The following is a 20,090-nucleotide window of genomic DNA, read 5'->3' on the forward strand; positions in this document are numbered from 1 at the left end:
TGGCCTCACTCAGCTGGCGCTCCCTGCGGAACAGCGCTGTCGCAGTCCTGACTATGTTAGCATTCGTTCGTCGGCAAGCGGGCTAGAGGGGCGCATCACCCGGTCTAAGCCTCTGTGATGGCAAGCCAATTTCAAAAGGTCAGGCGATGGTACAACACTTGCTGTGCTCTCGGCAGCTGTCGCAGCTTTTGGAGCAACACCGTGCACAATGTCGTCTGCATCAAACAGGTTCCGGACTCGGCGCAGATCCGCGTGCACCCCGTCACCAATACAATCATGCGTCAGGGAGTGCCGACCATCATCAACCCGTATGACCTCTTCGCGCTCGAGGCCGCGCTGGAGCTGCGCGATCGGTTCGGCGGCGAAATTACCGTGCTTACAATGGGGCCGCCATCGGCGGAAGATTCCTTGCGAAAGGCGCTGACTTATGGCGCCGATCGCGGCGTCCTACTCACCGATCGCTGCTTTGCGGGCTCCGACACCCTGGCCACAACGTATGCACTTGCAACAGCCATCCGAAATATTGGTAAGGAATATGGCCCGACAAACCTCATCTTCACGGGAAAGCAGACCATCGACGGCGATACGGCGCAGGTTGGGCCCGGCATCGCAAAGCGGCTCGGCGTACTGCAGCTAACCTACGTTGCGAAAATCAGATCCCTAGATCTCGCCGCCCATACAATTGAAGCGGAACGACGCTCCGAAGGTGGTGTCCAGGTGCTGCACACGAGGCTGCCCTGTCTCATCACCATGCTGGAGGCAACGAATCAGATTCGGCGCGGCGCGATGGAGGATGCCTTGCGTGCCGCGCGTGCCCAAATCGTTAAATGGAGCGCAAACGATGCCGGTATCGAAGACGTCTCCAAATGCGGCCTCAAGGGATCGCCGACCGTCGTCAAGCGAGTGTTCGCTCCCTCTGCGCGGGCTGAGAAGGCGGAGCTGGTCGAGGCCGCTGAGCAACCGGCGCCGGCGTTGATAGACGCTATTTTCAAGCATCAACCGAAGCTCGAAGCCGATCTTGCGGCACTTGTCCGCGACGTTTGATCTGGAGTGTCCTCATCGTAACGGTCAAAGGATGTCTCAACACCATGAGGCACCCGCGTCCAGTGAGCGCGCAAAGATGTAGCTAGGCATCTCAGCCGGCGACCTGCGCTTTCTGGCCCATAGCGTTCTTCGATTGCTCGCGATCGCCGGGGACGCATGTTCCCTATGGTCTCGATCGATGCCCGGAGTTGGCCGCGATCGTCAGGCGCATCGACAAAGGGCTGCGCATGCGTCCAGATCCCACTATATGGTCGTGTTCGATGGCGTTGAGGCGACCGCTTCTCGCGTAGTTGTCACGAGCGAAGACGGATTACGTCAGCCGATCGGGATCACCATGCTGGCGCACGAACGCCCAAAGCGCTGTCGCACTGTCCAGGGAGAACCCAGCTATGGGGTAGCTTTGGACAAATCTCCGCGATTCAAAAGCCCTATACCCGTTGTGAGTGGCGGCTGGCTCATCGCCGTCTGGTGTCCGACGACCGTGCAGCGCTGTCAGGTTCAGTACACTGCAATGACGAGTCGGTCGCGAGCGTTTTGCCAGTGTATTCAGACTTTGGAGTGAATGCACGAGTTGGCACGGTGATTGCTGTAAACGTGCAAGAAGACAGCGTGGTGGCGCTCGCGAACGTGAAACATAGCGGCGAGTCTCTTTGAGAAGCTCGAGCCGGCCAGCAGCCGGCATTACGCGCAGTTTGCTGCCGAAGGTCCGAGAGCCAGGTTGATGCGGATAGTCCTTGCAATGCTGTACGAAGCTCATAGCGGTTCGAACAACTGGCAGGAGCAGCAACCGCCAGAGCCTGCGCGGCGCAATATCCGTCATGACTGTGCAAGCGAATGCTGGCCCTGCCCGGAATTCGCGACATCGGACGTTTCGTGCACCGGAATCCGTTTGGATCGCCGCCGCTCAGTCGATCTACGCGTTCCCTTCGATGCGGGTGAGCAGCACTGAGCATTGCCGCTGTCTGCTACCGCGAAGGTGGCCACCAAGAATGGCGCCTGGATGGTGAACGCGAATACAAGTCCGTCGAAACCAACGAACTCGCGGTAGCCAATAGTGGCCCGGATACGTTGCACCGTCGGATCGTTCTCTCCTCATCGCCAGGGGTCAAATGACATCTCAAGCGTCTCGATTTACACCCGATCAGCCTCCGCAGATATGCTGCGAGTACTTGACTGAGCAAGCGCGAGCCCAATTAGGCCCGCACCCGTTCGCTGTGGAGATGTCCGAGGACCAGGTCGCTAGCCTGCTGCCTGAATATCTCGCGATGTCACAGGCCTTTCCATACTTGCAGGCAGGGTCGCAACGGGATCTCATATTCGATGCAATGGATCAAAATCGAGATCTTGCGAGGGACATTGAACTGACCAGCGTGGTCGGAAATTTCATCTGTTGGGATGAGACGGGCGGTTATGGCCAAATTCTCCAGGGCGGCAAGGCGTCGCTACCCGATATTCTGGTGACTGAGAACTTCCACTCCAATCTGTTTAGAAAGGATGCGTCGCAACTACTCGGCAGAACAATACGACCCAACTACAGCGCCACGACGAAGCGGTACCTGCATTCTCTCTATGCCGGATTGTCATCGAAAGATCCCTTAGTGCGTTGCGCCTACATGGTCGCTTTTGAGCTACATGCTGCGGACATGATCCAGTCGCTATGGACCACTCTGGTCAAAACCTTCAAGGCGCGGCCTAATGATCTTGAGTACTTCCGCAGCCATGTCGGCGGAGAAGATCCCGCGGAGAAGTATCACGGAGAAATGACAAGCCGCCTGATTGGCGAACTTGTCCCGGCTGACGGTAATGCTCGCTTTTTGGACGAATTCGATCGAGCCTATCGGCTCAGCGTACATTGGTGCCGCGATATGCTCCGAATTGCCTCACTTAAGGGAGATGATCACTCGGAGATCGAACACCACGGCCGTTGTCACTGTGGTTCTGTCAAGTTCTACGTCAAAGCACCGCGAGAGCTCTCTGCAGTTCGATGCAATTGCTCAATCTGCCAAATGTCTGGATTTCTGCACTTGCTCGTACCCGGCAATAAGCTTGGCATTGAGTGCGGCGAGGAATTCCTCACGACTTATCAGTTCAATAAGAACATCGCTCGGCACACGTTTTGCCGGATTTGTGGCGTAAAGCCCTTCTATAGGCCGCGGTCGAACCCCTCGGGATTCAGCGTAAACATTCGATGCCTGGATAACAGGACCATCGAACGCATAACAATAAGCGAGTTCGATGGCGAGCATTGGGACCAAGCATTCCGCTCGATGCACCAGGACCTGGAGTCCTGCGTCGAGATCAAACCGTGGAGTGAACTTGAATGGCGCGCGCAATGAATCATAAATCTCGCCTGCTTTCAGAAGAAGCTTTGACAAAGTACCGCATAGAGCTGTTGGTGAAGGGGACGGTCGTGATCGGCCCCGAGATATTGTTCACCCAAGATGACTTGGCCAGGCTCGATGAGCTGCAGGCTGAGATTCCCGAAGAAGAAGTGAGGGAGGGAGATGCCGGCGACTCGCACAATGTTTTCGTCAAACGCGTGAGGGTAGACCCGCCCGGCCGCGCTCCTAGCGACGCGAGTGGTGCAGCTCCGGGGCAGATCATGGAACTACTTGAAAGGAAAGATCGAAGCTTCGCGCTAAGAAAGATTTTGGGAGCCACGTCAGATTACGTGATTCGCCGATGCCAAATGCATCGGATGCCTCCTGGTTCCTTTGTTGGCATTCATCTGGATGCTGCGAGCGACCCGGATTTCGAGTACTCGGTGATTGTGCAGCTGGCGAGGGACTTCGAGGGGGGTGAGTTCGTGGTATATCCAAGCGGGTACGAACACCAGGTACTCCGACCGCCATTTGGCGCCGTGCTTATCACCACATGTAGGCTCCGGCACGAAGTGAAGCCTGTGCTCTCCGGCGAGCGTCGATCGCTGGTCTACTTCTGTTCAAAACGCAGTGGCGCGAACCGCCGGACCATTTGAAGGCTCTACCGCTGACGTATGAGATGGGGTGGGCTGAAATTGGGTAAAGGGTGAGCTTTCAGGAGAGGGTGGTAGCTTGGCTATCTTGTGCTCAGACTGTCCCCTCGCAAAGGGTGCCACAATGCCGGTCTGAGGCCACGGCTAGCCTTGTTGCCTGTAAAGCCCACCACGCGTAATCCGAGCTCTGCTTGCTCAGAGTAGTTGTGGCAAGTCATCGTCGCTGCGTCGAACCGACGCGCGCGTCGGCGCGCGATGGTGTACGCGCGCTGCGCGCAGGAAGCCTGTGTTGTCGTCAGGTTCTCGACAGCTACCAGACTAGCAAACAGCCGAATGCTCGGGGCGATTTGGGACGGTATGTGCGCGCGCTGTGGCTTTGCCGGATCCATCAGAAGAGAAGACTCTTCTGATGCCCGTGATCACGCTCGGTCTTTTGCTCGATCGGCCTGAACGGGTGGACTTTACCTCAAACTCGCGGGGGGCTTCGGCAGTCGGGCAGCGCGGGCCCGCAAGAGAACTTGTCGGTTTCCCCCCGGCAGATGCAGCGGCTTTCGAGCAGCAGTTGCGGGAGATCGCCAATGCAGGTGATGGCGTGCCGATGCAAGTCTCCATTCATCAAGTCGGTCCACCCTTACCTGAGCGACAGCTCCTTACGGAGGCAGGCGAACACGAATACTCGCAAATACCGCATCGCGGAGGGGCTGAGACGATGCCTTCCGTCTCGGCGCGGCAGCCGCGCCAGGCAACCTGGGCTTTCGTCGGCCGCAGCGGCGAGCCTCTTTATTCTGAAGATGCGCCGCTTCTAGAGGCGCTGAGGGCGGTACTCACCAAGGGCGGGTTCAAGGAGCGCACCGCCAAGAGTCATGTAGACTTTCTTCTTAGATTGGGACGATGGCTCGTCAAGAACAACAAGCAGGGCCTTTGCGAGGGCGCGCTGGACAGCGATGCAACGGAGTTCAAGAAGGCAGGCGAGCGGGGCATCCTTGCCGCCACCCTCGGTCATCTGCGGGCCTCGCAGGCTGGGGGCGGACTCGTACCGATCGCAAGCCGGACTAATCCTTCCGCCGGAGATGCCGACCGGCGGAAACCGACATGCATGAATATTTCCTCGTCAGCCCGCTTTCGGTTCACCAAATGGTCCTGACATTGGAGCGAGCCGGTCTCATCGGAAGGCAGGCAAGGGCACCCCGCAGCATAGAGGTTTCGTTGTTGCCAAAAGCCTGCCGGAGCTAATCTGACTGCCGCTCGACGCAGCCCGTCATAATCACTGTAGAGCGCGACTACGACGCGCCGGCTGGAGGCTGCGAAGAGCGAACCGGAAGCCGGCTCTCCGATGATCTAGGGGGCTTCTGACCGGATTTCGGCTGCAGCTCTACTTATGCGCGGGCTGACCCGCTGGACGAAGGGCGCGGGGGGAAGCTCCTAGAATGAGCTGAGACAGATAGGGAATGTCGCGCACGGTTCGGCGCACCATCAGCGCCACGAGAACAATCGCTCCCCCTAGAATACCCGCCACGGCCAACCTGGTTGTGAGATCCAAAGGCTCTGCGTACTGTATCGAATCCATGAGGCGAAATACCGTACCCTGAATGAAGTACAGCACCAGCGTGCTCTGTCCTATTTCCACGGCGATAAAGCGGACCACTCGATTTGAGCGGCCAAATCTCCAGCATTGCAAGAAGAGCTCAATCATGATCGCTGAGGCTGCCGCAGAGCCAAAAAGCATCAGAAGCACGTTCTTCGCCGACAGCATATCTTGAACCAGGGCGAGATTGTTGTAGACGTAAGTGCCCTTCTGCCAGGCTAGAAAACACACCAGTGCCGCTATGCAAAGAGACGCGATCAAGAGCAGCTTGTAAGAGCGTGTTATGCTCGTCCAGCGGTCTCTCGACTGGGCAAATGAGAAGCCCAGGCAGAAAAACGGGTAAGTATACTTTATAAAAGGAAATATGGAGAATGTCAGGGGCGCAAGCGCGACCAGGACGACTGATACGAACAAGATCCAGGGCGAGCAATGATCGAAGACCGAAAGAATTTTAACGAGAAGAAAACAAACAAACGCTGCCCAGATAAACCAGTACGTGCCGGCGACATCGTATAGAAATGGCAAGATGTCGCCCGATGCGTCAGGCGCGCGAGGAAGCACAGCCAACTTTGCTGTCTCCAGGAGAGCGTACCAAAACAGCATAGGCAGCAAGAGCTGCATCGCCCGATCGACGACGGCTTGCCCCAACGACTTTCGCAGCAGCGCACGGCAAGCAAGATATCCGCTTATCGCCATAAAGAGAGGCATGTGGAACATGTAGATCCATTTGAAGCATGGCGAATCCCAGAAGCCTTCATCTCGGTAGAGGATATACTGGATGAGGTGACCGACGATCACCAAGATGATCAGCACTCCTTTGGCAAAATCCAAAGCTAGATCGCGATCGTTCGCCTCTGGCGCACCGGGCGCAGTCGGTCCGGTTAAATTTCGCAATGTTCAATCATTCGCTGCTGCAGCTTTTGCCCCATGGGGATCGATCCGACCGATCATTGTGGAGGCAATTGCCATCTAGAGGCTACGCTCCTATAGCTGGCTGGGCACCAATGTTCAATTATACGGAGGCGAGTGATCGTTATAAAGAAGGAGGGTGCGAGTTATACGAGGGTTTGCCGTTTCAAGTCCACTTTACCACGATCGGCTTGCAGATCGAGCGGTCACCTTGCTGGGTTGCAACCCATCGTCTGCACGTCGGGCTGTGGGCGTTCAAGCACCAACGAATTCGAACTGGTGCGCTTACGACCTCGTGCCACGGACGCCGCAGCGGGCCTCTGCTCGGTGTCACGGAATGGTTGGGCGATGAGCATATCACGGCGGACTACGCGCTCGTGGAAGGAGAGTTGCGACGGCAAGAGCCGGACCTCGCCGCCCAGACCCGATTCGTTCAACCTGCGCAAGTCCAGCTGCTGCGCTTGATCCCGAGCCAGAGCGACCGCGTACAAATCTTCCAGCAGATCGTCAATGATCAGAATGGCAACGATACCGCCAACTTCCTGTTCGTGCCTGTGAACGAGCTGGCGTGACTGGCGGCGGCGCCACAGGTCACTTCTGCTGGCTGATAGGCGCGAGCCTATCGCGCCGGTTGCCTATACTATGACTCCGCTCGATCTTCCAACAGTACCGTTGCAGAACAGCTCGCAGCACTTCTGGGCTCCCGCCTGCAAGCGGCCCGCATGGCCCGGTAGAACGGCCATGATTGCAGGGTCTACGTGGTAGACGCGACGCAAGTGCTGATTGCACGATTGGCGCAACGCGACGCGGCCAGACCATGAGCCGCTGCACCTCGAGCACCTCATCGCCGATCGGCCAGCACTTCAGGAGCGACTTAAGGGTGGTCGCGATGGGAGCTGACAGAGCTCGAGCGAGACGAGGCAGACATTCTCGTCGCGTGGTCAGGTACCGCGCGCGATCGAAAGCAGGGACAAGTTCCGATGGATTGAGGGGTTGAAGAGATGGTTCGCTGGGATCTCAATCAAACCATTCGCAGTAGCTGGTGCTGCAGATCGCCGGCCGCGGCCCTTTCGCGTGCAATCACAAGGCACTCCACCGTGCCAGCCTCTTGGTCGGCGGCAAGCGGGATCACGCCCTCCTTGCGTGTGCGGTCGAACAGAAATCCTTCCTTGACCAAACGATCATGCGCTGTCTGGAGGGATCCTGATCGAACATTTCTTACGGATAAAATAACGTTGCAACCGGAATAGTCGAAGCCCAGCAGCCGGACGGCAATGCTGTGTAGCACCGAGCCGCCACCCCAGCGGCCGTTCGCTTCATTAAACAGCAACCGTCCGTCATCAGCGAAGATAGCGTCAATGTTGATCATTCCGCGATATCCCAGATTTCGCGCGAGCGTCACAAATCGGTAGGCATGCGCCTGGGCAGTCAACCATTGCTCGTTCCCCAGGTCGCTTGGAAGCTCAAGTCCTGTCCAGATCAGAGCTCTTTCGGATCGATCCGTGCTTTTGCGCAAACGTATGTTTCCACTGTTCATGAAAACGATTGAACCATCATCCTCGATTTCATACTCGAGATAGAACAAAGACTTGGCCAGGTGGTACGACTCCACGACCAGCGTCTTACACGATGCCGTTGTCATCTCAGACCAAAGCGCGTCAGGATCAAACGACGGCCATGGAATCCGTCGCGTATCTCTTGCCCCAGGTAGTGGATCGCTTTCACTGCCGGTCAGGATAACATTTCCGACTCCACCGGCTCCATTGTCCAGCTTTACAATGACGCTGCCGGTCTCGGTTCTGAGGGAAGTGACCGCTCTAAATAGTTCGTTCGAGTCCGTCGTGACAGATCCATTGGGCAGTGGAAGTGCGACGCTTGTCGCCAATTGACGGAAGTGGCTCTTGCGGTTCAACAGATCAGGCCCTCGCTGGAGAGCGAAGTCGTCGCCGGTCTGCGGTATGCCCAGCATGGCCGCCAGGCGTGCGACGCCTTCAGTAGAGTAGCAGGGATATAATCGCCAGGTTGATTTCTGACGAATATGTCTGTTGATTCGCTCAACAACAGTTTTGGAAAGGAGTGTGCAATCATCAAGGACCGGCGATTGGCTGCCGCCTTGAGGTACAAGCAGACAGAGACTCGATGCGTCGAAATCGAGTGTCGCGCCAATGAAGGATAGCAGATCCGCCGGGATGACTACTGGGGAGACTATCAGGTCACCCTCACGAGCAAACCACGCTGAACGGTATGCCGAGTTGGCGGCCAGCGAAAGTTGAGCTGGTGTCAGATCGGTGCCCGACATTTGAGCCGTACCGGCATTCATGATCAGGATCCGCGGCATCCGCGACCTCCGGGCATTTGGACGCGATCAGGCAGGGATCGCGATGCAACAATGCTGAACTTGCTATGCCGTGGTGAGGCACTGAGCGAGGCTCGATTTGGCGCCGTCCTGCTCCGAGAGAGGATAGGTCGGTGCTTTCGCATCGACCATTGCATCCCCAGAAAATTCGGCGTGCTTAAGCTGAGGATCGCGATCCGGTCTCCCCTCTGGACGCCGAGCTGGCTCTTGAAGGCGAGCGATCCCCTCAGTCTATCGGTTGAGGATGACGTAGCTGAGAGTCTGCCCTTCGAAATGGATCGCAGTTTTGTCGCGAGCATACGCAGCGTTTCCCTCGTCAGGCTGCAGAGCTCAAGCTCGTTATTCATGTGCCTCACGCCCGCATGGTACGTTTGCCGCCAGGTGCTTCCGGCGCAACCCGGAATTGATTGGCGAGGCCCCGATCGCATGTTTCGGTTGGCTCTTGTACAGGCGATCATCACACGACCTTGGAAGGACCCGGTCTTTCATAATTCTCATGGGTTGCGAACAATCGATATCGCTTGAGGGATCTCGGGCGATTGATCACTCACTCTGTTCTGCTGGGTGGCGGTCGTGTGCATCTGTCCGTAGTGATAGATACACCACGAAGACAGTTTCTTGCCGCGTCTTTGGTATACAGGCTCGCCGCACATATAGGCCTCTCTGGCATCTCCATCTTTGAAGCCGATGACGCAACGGCATTGGCCTTCAATATGGTCGATCAACAGGACCTTCTTGAGGCCATCGGGCTCTTTCAACTTGCTGCTCCATAATGCCAAGCAATATCTTCCGATGCCGCGCTGGTCACGCGGAGCGACAATTGCAGCTTAGGCTCTTGAGAACCTGCGCAGGCCCGCCGTCTGGCGCACCTTTGCGCGTTGGAAATGCCTTGCCTTCACGGGAAAGCAGTCTGAGCAGAGCGGAAAGCCGGTTCGGCGATCTGATCTTGGCGCGGTGTCGCGCCAGAGGAGGGGCTTGGTCCAGATTCGGGAAGGAGCGTCCCCCACTTAGGGGTTTCGGATGGAGGTCTACGTCGTCAATTCTGACCTCGCCGGCTCTCTGGTGCTCCGGCCCAGAACAGCCACATAGTCTTGCTTCCGGAATGGCGAGCCATTCAAAGCTACGTTCGAGCCACAGCGCCGCAATCGGGACTCGCTGCAGCGCCCTTCCGAGCGACCCGCCACGGGGGATAAGGATGACCGACCATGGGGACGGAGACCTGACCAGCTGAGACATTCGCAATCCTTCACAATCCCGGTGGCAGACCGAGATAGGTGCCTACCTCAAGACCGTACAACTTAACGTTACGTCCGATTCAAGCCCTTTTATGCAGTTGTGTGAACGTGGCCAAGCTCTCGAATCGGGCCGCCGGCCGGTCTGGTCTCGCGCGCATTCAGCGCTGCGATTTTCGTCAAGAAGGTTCGTCTCCCTTTGAGATCAGGGTCGCTGCCGATGAGCCCATCGTCGGAAACGTTCCCCTATTGCGACCAAGTGCTCGCTACCTTTGCAGCGGATTACCCGCCTGACCAACGCTGCCGTCATTGGACAGCTCAGTCACTTCTATCCTACGCTGACCTTGCAATGCCAAATCCCGCATCCGATCGTTAGGTTTCGATGAGGTCGGAGGGGGCGCAGCCTGCAGCCCTTAGGGGAGGGCGAGGAACGATCCTGCGAATGTGCCGCGGCCGTCATCAAACGCGCGTCGCGATCACTGACTTCGCCTGGCGCCGAGGTTATCGCAGCGTCTGATAGAGGCGGTACAGCTGCCGCGCGCGAGGTTCAATCGACGAGATGTAGAGTTGCTCATAATGCGTATGCGCGGCCTTGCCATCGACACCAAGGCCGTCAAGTGTCGCGGTATGCGGCGCGGTGAAATTGCTGTCGGAGCCGCCGCCGCTGAACGCGTCGAGCAGCTCGAAGCCAAGCTCGGCGGCGAGCTTTTTGGCGTGTGCGAAAAGTGCGGCACCGGCGCTGGTCTTCTCATACGGCGCACGGTTCAAGTCGCCTGATACCTTCACGCTGACGCCCTCGGCGCGCTAGGCGATGCCGAGGATCTTCGGCACCAGCTCGTCGGCATGGGTCATGGTCGGGACGCGCATGTCGACTTGTGCATAGGCCAGTTCCGCGACGACGTTGGGCCTGGTGCCGCCGCGGACGACGCCGACATTGACGGTGATACCGTGCGTGAGATCGTTCATCGCCTCCAGCGTCTCGATCACATGGGCGCGTTCCCGGTTCGCGCAGCGGCCGTCCTCGGGCCGCGTACCTGCATGGGCGGGAGCGCCCTTGATGATTACGTCAAAGCGCGCAACGCCCTTGCGCCCCGAGATGACCTTGCCCCCGTCGCGCGCCGGCTCGGTCACCAGTATGTATTTGGCCCTGCGGCCCTCGGCCTCATCAGCGCGCGCGAGGTTGGGCTGCCGATCTCTTCGTCCGAGACGTAGAGGTGCGTGATGCCGAGCGGCGGGCAAGATCATGACATCACCATGCACTCACATCAGAATCGAGCCCGAAGATCTAGAGAAGCGCCAACCGTTGTGCCCCGGGGCGTGCCTCTGGACCCGACCCTGCTTCGGCAACGAAACTACTCGCCTGTCGATCACAGCTGATCTACTAAAGCTGGTAGTTTTCGACGGGATTATGCAGGCCGAGGCCGTACTGGAGTTGACGTTCTGGTGAGCTGTGGTTGGTTATGATCGGGAATTTACTGCGATATCGGCAAAAACGCATTGTCCTGACCAGGTAACCCGCACGCGTCTTGACGCGGAAGGTCGCAGACCGGAGCAAGCATAGCACGACAGGCGAAGCGCCGAAATCGCCGGAGCTGATAAGACCTTTCAATACGAGCTATAATCTGTGAAACCAGTCGCAGCCCGGGCAATTGTTCGATGAGTGTCGTGGAAGCCACCAGCGATTGAGGCCATCTCCGTTCTGCTGTCCCGACGGGATCTGCGCAAAGACCGCACTCAGTCAAGCAGTAAAGTACGAAGCGCGCCCTGGAAGTTGATTAATGGATTGCCATCGCTTTGTCGGGTCGCGATAATTCGTCCGATAAAGACGGTGTGTGTGCCAAGCACCTTGTGGTCATACAAAACGCATTCGAGCGCGCAAAATGCGTTGGGCAATAGCGGCACATCGAGGACGCCCTGATCCCAGGGCGCGGTATCGAAGCGGTGAACGCCTTTCGCCCCCTGCTCACCGCCAAAACGCAGGGCAAGGTCCTCCTGGTCACTGCGGAGAACACTGACTCCAAAGCTGCCGTTGGCAAGGATCTCATCATGTGCCTCGGAGCGGGCATTGATGCCAACGACCAGGCACGGCGGCTCCATGCAGATGGACGTCACAGAACTCACCGTCAGTCCGCGTCTTCCGGCTGCCGTCCCGGTCGTCACGATGGCGACACCGCACGCCAGGCTTTGCATGGCATGGCGGAACTCTGCCGGTTGGATAGACGGCATATCCCGAATCGCAGGAGAGAACTGGTGGCTCATGGTCAGCCTCTGCAGTTGAACCCCACTTCTAGTGTCTTCAAACCCAGAGACGACTTTGATCCCTATTGGGCTTGTATGGGGTACCCGGTGTCGAAATTGGTGACGAGCAGGCTCACATTGAGACCGGGTATGACTTCGATGTCCTGTGGATCAGCTACAGTCATGACCTTACGCACGTGCAATATCTCGGCGCGTTACGCCGGTTGGCGATCGCAGCGGCAGAACAGAGAATTGCCGCCGCCCCTGTTTCAACAGGGCCCCATCAAAAGCAAACCGCGCTGAGCAGCCTGGCGCAGTGCACATGGAGCGGTGGTCGCGATCCGACCAGCTGGGCTGGAACCTCGCTGGGTCCCGTGCGGACGGGACGATGTGGATTGCTGTACCGGCGCGCGCCTGCCAGTTTCTCCGCATGTAGACGGGCATCGGCGCACCTAATCGACTTTTAGTAGAATGCGTTTTTTTGCATCGAGAAGATGCTCATCGAGCGTCGCATGCAGCGTACCCCGCAGCTCCGGCGGGATTGAGCTATCTGTATCGATCAATTCCCGAAACTTGCGAATGATGTGTTCTATCACTGCAATAGATCCGAGTGTTTCAATCCTTTGCCAGGACATATCATCTCCTTCGCGCAGCGCGCTTCGTCCCGGGTTCTCACCTCGGCAGCCCGGGCTGCAACAGCTCTCGTCGATAAGAAAGTTGGCTCTCGCGCCCCGTGCTCAGCCTTGCTTGCGTCAGGCCGAGCGCAGGCGCCGCACTCTCCTTGAAATGCCGCAGAAGTGACGTGCATTCGTGGCTGCCATATTTTTGCGCTCGTGAGCAGCAAACTTGGTCGCAATACTGGATCATCGGGCGGCTCGGCTGTCAGGCGTTCGAAACCGCGATCAGGCGCTTCAGTCGAGCGGCTGCGGCGCCGCGATCAAGTGATTCTTGTCCAAGTGCTATGCCTTCCTTCAGTGTCGAGGCCCGCCCCGCCACGACCAGCGCCGCCGACGCGTTCAAAAGCGCGGCGTCGCGAAATGGACCTGGTACGCCGTCAAGAACATTTTGCAGCGCAACGGCGTTAGTCTTGGCATCACGGCTCTCCAGCGCGTCGTTGCGGCAGCGGGGGAGTCCGGCTTGTTCCGGCGTCACTTCGAAGGTGCGGACTGTACCCGCCTCAAGCGCAGCAACAAACGTTGGGCCGGTGAGGGTTACTTCGTCGAGCCCGTCCGAGCCATGAACAACCCATACCGACTCCGCACCAAGGTTCTTCAAGACGTACGCCAGAGGCTGCACCCATTCGGGAGACAATACCCCAACGATCTGCCGCTTGACCCCTGCCGGGTTGCACAGAGCCTCGATCAGATTAAAGATGGTATGGGTTCCAACTGCGGTCCGGATCTGCCCGATGCGCTGCATCGCCGGATAATGGGCTGACGCAAACATGAAGCCGATGTCGGCTTCCTGCACGCAACGTGCGATAGCCGCAGGCTTGAGATCGACCTTCACACCGAGGCGCGCCAACACGTCTGCGGCGCTTGAACCCGAAGACGTAGCGCGGTTGGCATGCTTGGCCACAGGAATGCCGGCCCCGGCGACTATGAAAGAAGCACACGTCGACACCTTGACCGAATACATAAGGGACTCGCTCGTGCCAGCGAGGCCGACAGGGTCGCATGTCGCCTCGACCCGCGGCATTCTATTCCGCATTGCCGAGGCGGCGCCGGTGACTTCTTCGACCGTCTCGCCCCGGACCCGCATCCCCATCAACAAGGCACCGATTTGCGAGGGAGTTGCGTAACCCGACATCATGCTGTCGAAGGCTGACGCAGTTTCCTCACGCGTCAGAGTGGCGCCCGTGGCAACTTTTCCGATGATCGATTTAAGCACTTCCATCGAACTTTACACGTTCCCTGAGACCCGGCACCGATTGCCTTGATGAAGTAGCCCGCCGCATGCGGCATGGTCTCATTGACGCTTGAAGGCGGCGGTCGGTTGAGTGTGGACACACGTGGCGACGTTACAACCTGACGCTACGTGAGGGTCAAGCTCTCCGTTCCGGTGGTGCCGTCGAGAGGAGATCGTCGGCCAGTTAGAACACCGCAGTTGCTTGTCGCGGAATCGATGACACTGTCTGGCGCCCGCTTGCCGCGTCCGCAGCGGCCTCTTTACGGCGGTGTTCCGGCCGGATCACCGCATCCTTCAAAGCCTTTTAGCCTTCTGGGACCGTTGTGGTGAAGCGTTGAAGCGGCTTCCTCTCCCTTCTTCGAGTCTGTCGGTGCTGGGTAGATCGAGCCTGATCTCAGCTGGCTCTACAAATTAACCCCACCTGATCGTAAATGAAGGAAACAACAGGCCGCCGCATCGTCACTTCGAGTCGCTGCTTTTCTTGCCAGTGTCTCGCACGGAGATCACGTAGCGACATCGCTGACTGAGGCTAGCTTGCTTGGATCTAAGGCAGGCAGTGATAGCGGTGCGATCTGGTATGTGGCTGCTACAAAGGCGGAACACGTCCTCCATGCAAGCCTCTTTCTCTTCTGCGGTGGGCGTTTGATCGCGCGCGTTGACCGGCCCGGGGATTACAGCTGTCATTGCGACGACAAGAGCGCTGGCGCAGTGGCAGATTGTGAGGCGCGAAGTCGACTGACTTCGTTGATATTGAGTCATGATATCCGTTCAACTCCGTGTGGCTGCGTTATTGTTCTTCCTGCGCGAAGCGCAACATGACGTGTCAACCGGGAAACAGGCCTGAACTGCTTGAGGACGGTGCCGACATGCTCGTTCTTCCGCTTTTGCGGTCCGTACGGTGCTGGTCATCTGTCCGGCAGGACAGAAACGACACCTGCCGTAGTGGCGGAGCACCACGAAGAGTACAAGCGCTGTCGGCTGAGCTGGCCCAGCAAGTCATCATTCTGGAGCTTCCAGTGGTTCGGTGCATGCCTGGATGTCGCGACGCATTGCTTGGGCCTGACATGTGCTTGGGTACTCTGGCTCACCCTACCGCCAACCGACTTAAGACGCCGTAGCTGGCGCGACGCCGGGTTGAAGGGCCCGGGCCAGCTATCGCGGGGCAGAGAGAGCAGGTAAAAGCGCAGGTGCGCCCAAGCCACTGTTGATGATGCATTCGATCGTTCAGAGCAAACCATGATGGCGCGCGCCTAGACTATGTTTGGTGTAATCGCGCCTGTGTTCCGCTATGTGTGAAGACCTTGGGTGCGGTATCTGGGATGGAGCCTCCATCGTCCGTTCCGCCGAGGCTACGGTGATGGGAGCGCCTGCCGTGCAGAGCTCGAGACGCGCGATTTCGTCCAGCCGCGATTGGAATAGCTCCGACGCAACGCGGACAAGGATGCACCTGGAGGATCTTATCGTCCTGATCGAGTCGCGCCAGGTGAGTCTAGATGTCTGAAACATTCGCGATTCTCATGACGTGTTCGGAACGGTCTGGATTGTCGGACGTGGTTCCCGCTTGTCGAGGATCGTACAATCTAACGCTACGTGCGGTTCAAGCCCCTTCGTGCGTCTGATCGTCTGAGGATGTCGGGGCTGTGCATTCTTCGTACGAGCCTCGGCGGCAACGCCGACTGGTGTTTCAGAATAGCGGCTGTGCGTGGCGACTGTCCGCTTCGGCAACCGAGGCTCCGAGCGTCGCTGTTACGTGATTTTACGGAGCGCCAGTGTCGCAATTCTTTGATCTACGAGTTGCATGCTCTGGGCATGAATCCGAAAAGTAAGCTCTACCAACCTGAGCACTGGCGAGGCCGTGCAGAAGCAACGCGAAAGAAAGCGGAAGCGCTCGCTGACGGAAAAGCCAAAGACAGGCTGCTCAAAATTGCCGTGGAATACGACAAGCTGGCTCGGCGCGCCCACGTGTGGCAGATGCACAAAGAGGAGGACGAGACGTGGCATGAGGAAGAGCCTTAAAGCGTCGCTGCGGATCATCAAAAGGCGCCAGCCTGTTGATCGCTAGCCGACCCAATGGCCACACAAATGTCGCTCAGCGAGCAAGTCACTGCCAGTAGGGAATGTTGAGGGGGATCGTAGGGCGGGGCATCCTGACGGTCCTGCGCGCTCCAAATCGCGACATATACGTGAAGGCAGAGCAGTCCGCCGGCCCAACGCTCCTTCAGGCGGACTTGTTTAGTCAGCTTCTCGAAAGCTAATTCTCATATAAAAGCGCAACCCTACACACCTCAAGTTGCAGTCAGTGCGTCGCAGTTAACGCGGAAGCCCGGATGCCCATCCGCGCCGGAACGTTCAGCTGCTGCAGGCTAATGTTTGGAACTTCGTCGCGGCTGCAATTGCATCTCAGTTTCGCCAATTCGAGACCTCTGCGTCATGCCTCAATAATTCCTTTGCGTTCATTCGAGGGGCAGATTTCCAGGTAGTCGGGCGAAGTGTGCGCTGGAACCAAGTCTGTGAAAGAGGTCTCCACGTCCGATTGATGGTCCGCAGACGGTGCGGCCGCGGCATGCGAGAGGCGTCGGAAAGCCCCTCGCGCTCTGCCGTCCGCGAGATTATTTCAGAAGAACGCTGCGATGATCCAGTAGAGTCCGGCCCAAAGCAGCGCATTTATGAGGAGTGCGGCCAGCGGCCAAAGGTTCCACCTCCTTTGCGCCTGCCGGCAGCGGCAATCGGCGCCGTAATGCTTCATCGGTGGGTGCTTTGGTGTGCGCCAATGCGTCATTTCATCAGACGTCGCGCTGGTCCGCCGAAAAATGCCGGGCTTTGCATGCCTCGTACCACTCATAAGTTCGCAGTCCTCTTTCATAAGGAGAGTATCAGAATCGTTGTCTGTTGCGCGGCGATCCTCCGGTCGATGGTATGCTCGTGTATCGTCGGTACAGTTAAGGTCGCTTTCCGTCACCGCAGCAATCTACATGCCACGACGCAGAAGTATCGACACCGCTTTGATGCAAACAAAAGCGCGTCTGTCGGGCGTCGGCGACACAGAGTCGCTGCCAAAGGTCGGATTCGCGACGTCCATGTCTGAAAGACGACACCCGCATTGGCAGCAAAAGGCTCAGCGCTTCGCGAGCGCCATGCCATGAACAATGAGCTGGGACTTGCATCGTATTGACGCGGGAAGATCGGTCGACGGCCGCCCTGATTGAGATCGACTAATCACTGTTTCGGACCGTTGGCTTACGAGGAGACACCGAGATGGCAGGCGACCCGCTCCTGTTATCAGCTCGACGACAGTTCATGTCAGGCGTCCACGGCCTTGGTGCAGGCCCGTTCGACTCGATCCGGCACAATTCAATCGTGTTCACATAGATGGCGCATTGAGGACCATTCGCACTCGACGCGAACCTGTGAATGTCCACTACGATCTCATCAAGCAGTTGATCGCCGCGCTGCATCAACTGGTGCCATCACTGGCTTTGCGAGTCACCATGGAGTGTGGATGTCGAAGGTCACTACGGGACTATGCCATCATGACGACCAATTCGTTGAGGAGAGGAGCCGCCAGTGTTTTGTGCTCAAGCAGATAGCCATGAAACATGAATGCGCACTAACGCTTACTTGAAGCGCGGGAGAGCGATGGCGGACATTAGTGTTGTTGATGGGCGCTCTATTCGGCGATGTGCGACCAATAACTGGCCGGCATCGGTGAGTAAGATGCTTCGCATGAGAGGGGCTCGCTGACAGAGTTGCAACATGCGCGGGAAGTTGCGATCGGCGGACTGATTCGCCATCGCCCAGATCGTGCTACCGCTCATACTCGGCAATCAGTGGCCCCTGAGAGCGTTCGGCCCACAATGCGATCGTTATAAGACTATAGCAGGAGAACGAGTGATGATGGACAGCTGCGGCTTGCTCAGATGGTGCTCTGAAGAGCGGTATAGGAGCGCTGGGCCGAGGATCGAGCCGGTTGACGAGTTGCGAGACAACGTCATCTGCATCGAGTTCAAGACCCTCCGAACAGCAAAGGAGCGGGCGTGCGAGAGCAGATGATAGAGAAGCTGGAAGCCGGCCGCGTGCAACACGGCCGGTTCGCTACGGTTCCGGGATCAGGCCCTTGCGGCGTGTTCTTTGTACAGGGGCCTTGCGGGTGTGAACTAAAGATAAGTGGATTTGTCCGTCCTGGCTGGGAGCATGTCGCTGTCTCGACGCCGCGGCGCTGTCCGAACTGGGAAGAGATGAGCTTCGTCAAAGACCTGTTCTGGGATGAAGAGGAGTGCGTCATGCAACTGCATCCGCCACATTCGCAGTATGTGAATAACAGCCGATATTGCCTTCACCTGTGGAGACCCACTCATCGGGACATCCCGATGCCGCCGCCGAGCTTTGTAGGCATCGTTGGACTTGGGCCCTCAGACGCGGCAATGTTGTTCGCGCGGATGAGCGCGACATCATGATCATCTGAGTTAGTTATCCAAGCGGAAGGTGACGCCGAGCGGCTGCAGGAGCACCGATTCGGCGCCGCCGAACTGAGGCGTTAAAGGCGGGGATATGTCAGGACTGATTGCCTGTTGCCGTGTGCGGGGGGGCTGAGCCTGAATTAGCTGCTGTCAACTAGGAGCAGCGAATAGTGCGCTGATCCCAATAAAGATCGCGGAACTGTGCTGAACGCGGTTCGGCAGCAACAACAGCATCTTGCCCGGCCGACGACCGGTCACAAGGCAATCACTGGGCGATCCGACGACGCGAATTGGCACTCTTTGGAGCGAGAAGTGTGCCGACCGGCGGCATAACGCGATGGTGAGATCGAGGCCAACGCGACTGTCGAATTCGGTTTGACGAAGGCGCTGTCGCCCCATCACTGTCGCCCCCATCACCCTGACTGCATCCGGAATTACACAAGGTCGGCCGGTCGTCGCCGTGCGACAGCCGTGAGCTCGTCGGCCACCCCGCATCTGGAGCGGAGCTCGTGAGCAGAGACGGTCGAGACACCAACTAGGCGCGGGCGAGGTGGTAGCGTCGCCAAATATCTGGTTGTCAGCTCGTGGTCAGCTTGCCGCAAGATCATTCGCAAGCAGAGCGTAAGCGGCCCGCGCTCGCTCTGAGGAAAGTACGCTGAAGAAGCAGGCGAACCGCCATGTATAATCGAGTTAGTGGCCGATCCACACGCCCTGATCAAGCTGACGAACCGAGTCGGTCCGCGGACGGTTACGAATTTGCTCAAACGTTGACGGATCTCGCTCAACGGGAGAGCCCGCCATCTTGGGAATTGTCCGACGACCTCAGATGCAATCATTCATAGTCCAAGCACCTCGGACCCCAGCACATCCTCTCTGTCGTCCAGCTCAAATCCATCCTCTCCAGCGAGGCACATCCGTCCTCTGTTCGAATACAGGACTGCTGAATTGCCCGAGGCCAATGTTAACGGGATCTGCGTTGGATTGGCAGCGGAGTGGCTCCTCAATCTGCCGAGCAGCCCTTCATCCCGGATGGAGGGCGCCGCGCCCGGGGACTCAAAATCACAGCTCAGCGGCAATGCGGCAGCAGCGCTATGAAGACCCCAAGAGTCTGTTGCGAAGCGATAGGCCGGAAGGTTCTCACAACCTTCAGGCAAAAAGTACGATGTTACGCGAAGCCGGCCTAGCGCCGTTCGCCGAACAGACGCGATACAGGTTTGGTACATCTTCGCGCGTTGATCAGATCGTGAATGAGGTCACTGACAATGCGTCGATCTATTGGTCAGCTTGCGTTGCGCCGTCTCCCTCCGGTGAAGGCCGCCTTGTCGGGTTGATACGAGTGCTGTGTAACAGCCCTTATGAACAGCAATAAGTTCAGTGCTCAGATTGG

At 57.9% G+C, this 20,090-nt stretch carries 14 protein-coding genes and 1 pseudogene; 8 read left to right on the top strand and 7 right to left on the bottom strand.

The window, feature by feature from the left end; translation table 11 throughout:
* Positions 1 to 201: 201 nt before the first annotated feature.
* From GGD65_RS31155 to GGD65_RS31170, 4 genes are all read left to right on the top strand, one after another.
* Positions 202 to 1,044, top strand: a complete 843-nt coding sequence (locus tag GGD65_RS31155; protein ID WP_179733698.1) for an electron transfer flavoprotein subunit beta/FixA family protein — start codon at positions 202 to 204, stop codon at positions 1,042 to 1,044.
* Between the two features lie 1,220 nt (positions 1,045 to 2,264).
* The gene (locus GGD65_RS31160; protein ID WP_246783460.1) at positions 2,265 to 3,380 is read left to right on the top strand and encodes a GFA family protein; all 1,116 of its coding nucleotides are present in this window, start codon (positions 2,265 to 2,267) and stop codon (positions 3,378 to 3,380) included.
* Entirely contained in the window at positions 3,365 to 4,021 is a 657-nt protein-coding gene (locus GGD65_RS31165; protein WP_183237753.1) for a 2OG-Fe(II) oxygenase, read from the top strand. The genes GGD65_RS31160 and GGD65_RS31165 overlap by 16 nt, the downstream gene beginning before the upstream one ends.
* Positions 4,022 to 4,427: 406 nt before the next feature.
* Positions 4,428 to 5,162, top strand: a complete 735-nt coding sequence (locus tag GGD65_RS31170) for a hypothetical protein (RefSeq protein WP_183237754.1) — start codon at positions 4,428 to 4,430, stop codon at positions 5,160 to 5,162.
* Positions 5,163 to 5,390: 228 nt separating this feature from the next.
* Here GGD65_RS31170 and nolL read toward each other — a convergent pair whose 3' ends face one another.
* Positions 5,391 to 6,497, bottom strand: coding sequence for a nodulation factor fucose acetyltransferase NolL (nolL, locus tag GGD65_RS31175; protein ID WP_183237755.1), 1,107 nt, complete (start codon positions 6,495 to 6,497; stop codon positions 5,391 to 5,393).
* Between the two features lie 110 nt (positions 6,498 to 6,607).
* On the opposite strand from nolL, the gene GGD65_RS31180 reads away from it, so the two are divergent.
* On the top strand, positions 6,608 to 7,084 hold the full coding sequence (locus GGD65_RS31180) for a hypothetical protein (RefSeq protein ID WP_183237756.1): 477 nt from the start codon (positions 6,608 to 6,610) through the stop codon (positions 7,082 to 7,084).
* A 449-nt stretch (positions 7,085 to 7,533) separates the two neighbouring features.
* Here the strand turns inward: GGD65_RS31180 and GGD65_RS31185 are convergent, their stop codons facing one another.
* The 6 genes and pseudogenes from GGD65_RS31185 to trpD form a co-directional block, all read right to left on the bottom strand.
* The gene (locus GGD65_RS31185; protein ID WP_183237757.1) at positions 7,534 to 8,850 is read right to left on the bottom strand and encodes a peptide ligase PGM1-related protein; all 1,317 of its coding nucleotides are present in this window, start codon (positions 8,848 to 8,850) and stop codon (positions 7,534 to 7,536) included.
* A gap of 512 nt (positions 8,851 to 9,362) precedes the next feature.
* Positions 9,363 to 9,626, bottom strand: coding sequence for a hypothetical protein (locus GGD65_RS31190; protein ID WP_179733712.1), 264 nt, complete (start codon positions 9,624 to 9,626; stop codon positions 9,363 to 9,365).
* A 975-nt stretch (positions 9,627 to 10,601) separates the two neighbouring features.
* A pseudogene (locus tag GGD65_RS31195) lies at positions 10,602 to 11,332 on the bottom strand (M20/M25/M40 family metallo-hydrolase); the annotation flags it as partial.
* Positions 11,333 to 11,834: 502 nt separating this feature from the next.
* Positions 11,835 to 12,359, bottom strand: a complete 525-nt coding sequence (locus GGD65_RS31200) for a flavin reductase family protein (protein WP_246783461.1) — start codon at positions 12,357 to 12,359, stop codon at positions 11,835 to 11,837.
* Positions 12,360 to 12,790: 431 nt separating this feature from the next.
* On the bottom strand, positions 12,791 to 12,973 hold the full coding sequence (locus GGD65_RS31205) for a hypothetical protein (RefSeq protein ID WP_183237758.1): 183 nt from the start codon (positions 12,971 to 12,973) through the stop codon (positions 12,791 to 12,793).
* 247 nt (positions 12,974 to 13,220) lie between these two features.
* Positions 13,221 to 14,234: an anthranilate phosphoribosyltransferase gene (trpD, locus tag GGD65_RS31210; RefSeq protein WP_183237759.1), complete on the bottom strand. Its 1,014-nt coding sequence runs from the start codon at positions 14,232 to 14,234 to the stop codon at positions 13,221 to 13,223.
* Positions 14,235 to 16,028: 1,794 nt separating this feature from the next.
* Here trpD and GGD65_RS31215 point away from each other — a divergent pair.
* The 3 genes from GGD65_RS31215 (at position 16,029) to GGD65_RS40460 (ending at position 20,072) form a co-directional block, all read left to right on the top strand.
* Positions 16,029 to 16,262, top strand: coding sequence for a hypothetical protein (locus GGD65_RS31215; RefSeq protein ID WP_246783462.1), 234 nt, complete (start codon positions 16,029 to 16,031; stop codon positions 16,260 to 16,262).
* Positions 16,263 to 19,648: 3,386 nt separating this feature from the next.
* A complete protein-coding gene (locus GGD65_RS40835) occupies positions 19,649 to 19,798 on the top strand; it encodes a YopT-type cysteine protease domain-containing protein (protein ID WP_409362769.1) in 150 nt (49 codons plus the stop codon).
* A complete protein-coding gene (locus GGD65_RS40460) occupies positions 19,779 to 20,072 on the top strand; it encodes a YopT-type cysteine protease domain-containing protein (protein ID WP_283813727.1) in 294 nt (97 codons plus the stop codon). The genes GGD65_RS40835 and GGD65_RS40460 overlap by 20 nt, the downstream gene beginning before the upstream one ends.
* Positions 20,073 to 20,090: the final 18 nt, after the last annotated feature.

Source organism: Bradyrhizobium sp. CIR18 (assembly GCF_014198295.1).
GTDB lineage: Bacteria > Pseudomonadota > Alphaproteobacteria > Rhizobiales > Xanthobacteraceae > Bradyrhizobium.

Coding starts and splice junctions, on each gene's coding strand:
- GGD65_RS31160 (WP_246783460.1), top strand. CDS start 2,265: ATGTCCGAGGACCAGGTCGCTAGCCTGCTGCCTGAATATCTCGCGATG.
- GGD65_RS31165 (WP_183237753.1), top strand. CDS start 3,365: ATGGCGCGCGCAATGAATCATAAATCTCGCCTGCTTTCAGAAGAAGCT.
- GGD65_RS31170 (WP_183237754.1), top strand. CDS start 4,428: ATGCCCGTGATCACGCTCGGTCTTTTGCTCGATCGGCCTGAACGGGTG.
- GGD65_RS31180 (WP_183237756.1), top strand. CDS start 6,608: ATGTTCAATTATACGGAGGCGAGTGATCGTTATAAAGAAGGAGGGTGC.
- GGD65_RS31185 (WP_183237757.1), bottom strand. CDS start 8,850: ATGCCGCGGATCCTGATCATGAATGCCGGTACGGCTCAAATGTCGGGC.
- GGD65_RS31200 (WP_246783461.1), bottom strand. CDS start 12,359: ATGAGCCACCAGTTCTCTCCTGCGATTCGGGATATGCCGTCTATCCAA.
- GGD65_RS31205 (WP_183237758.1), bottom strand. CDS start 12,973: ATGTCCTGGCAAAGGATTGAAACACTCGGATCTATTGCAGTGATAGAA.
- trpD (WP_183237759.1), bottom strand. CDS start 14,234: ATGGAAGTGCTTAAATCGATCATCGGAAAAGTTGCCACGGGCGCCACT.
- GGD65_RS40460 (WP_283813727.1), top strand. CDS start 19,779: ATGCGGCAGCAGCGCTATGAAGACCCCAAGAGTCTGTTGCGAAGCGAT.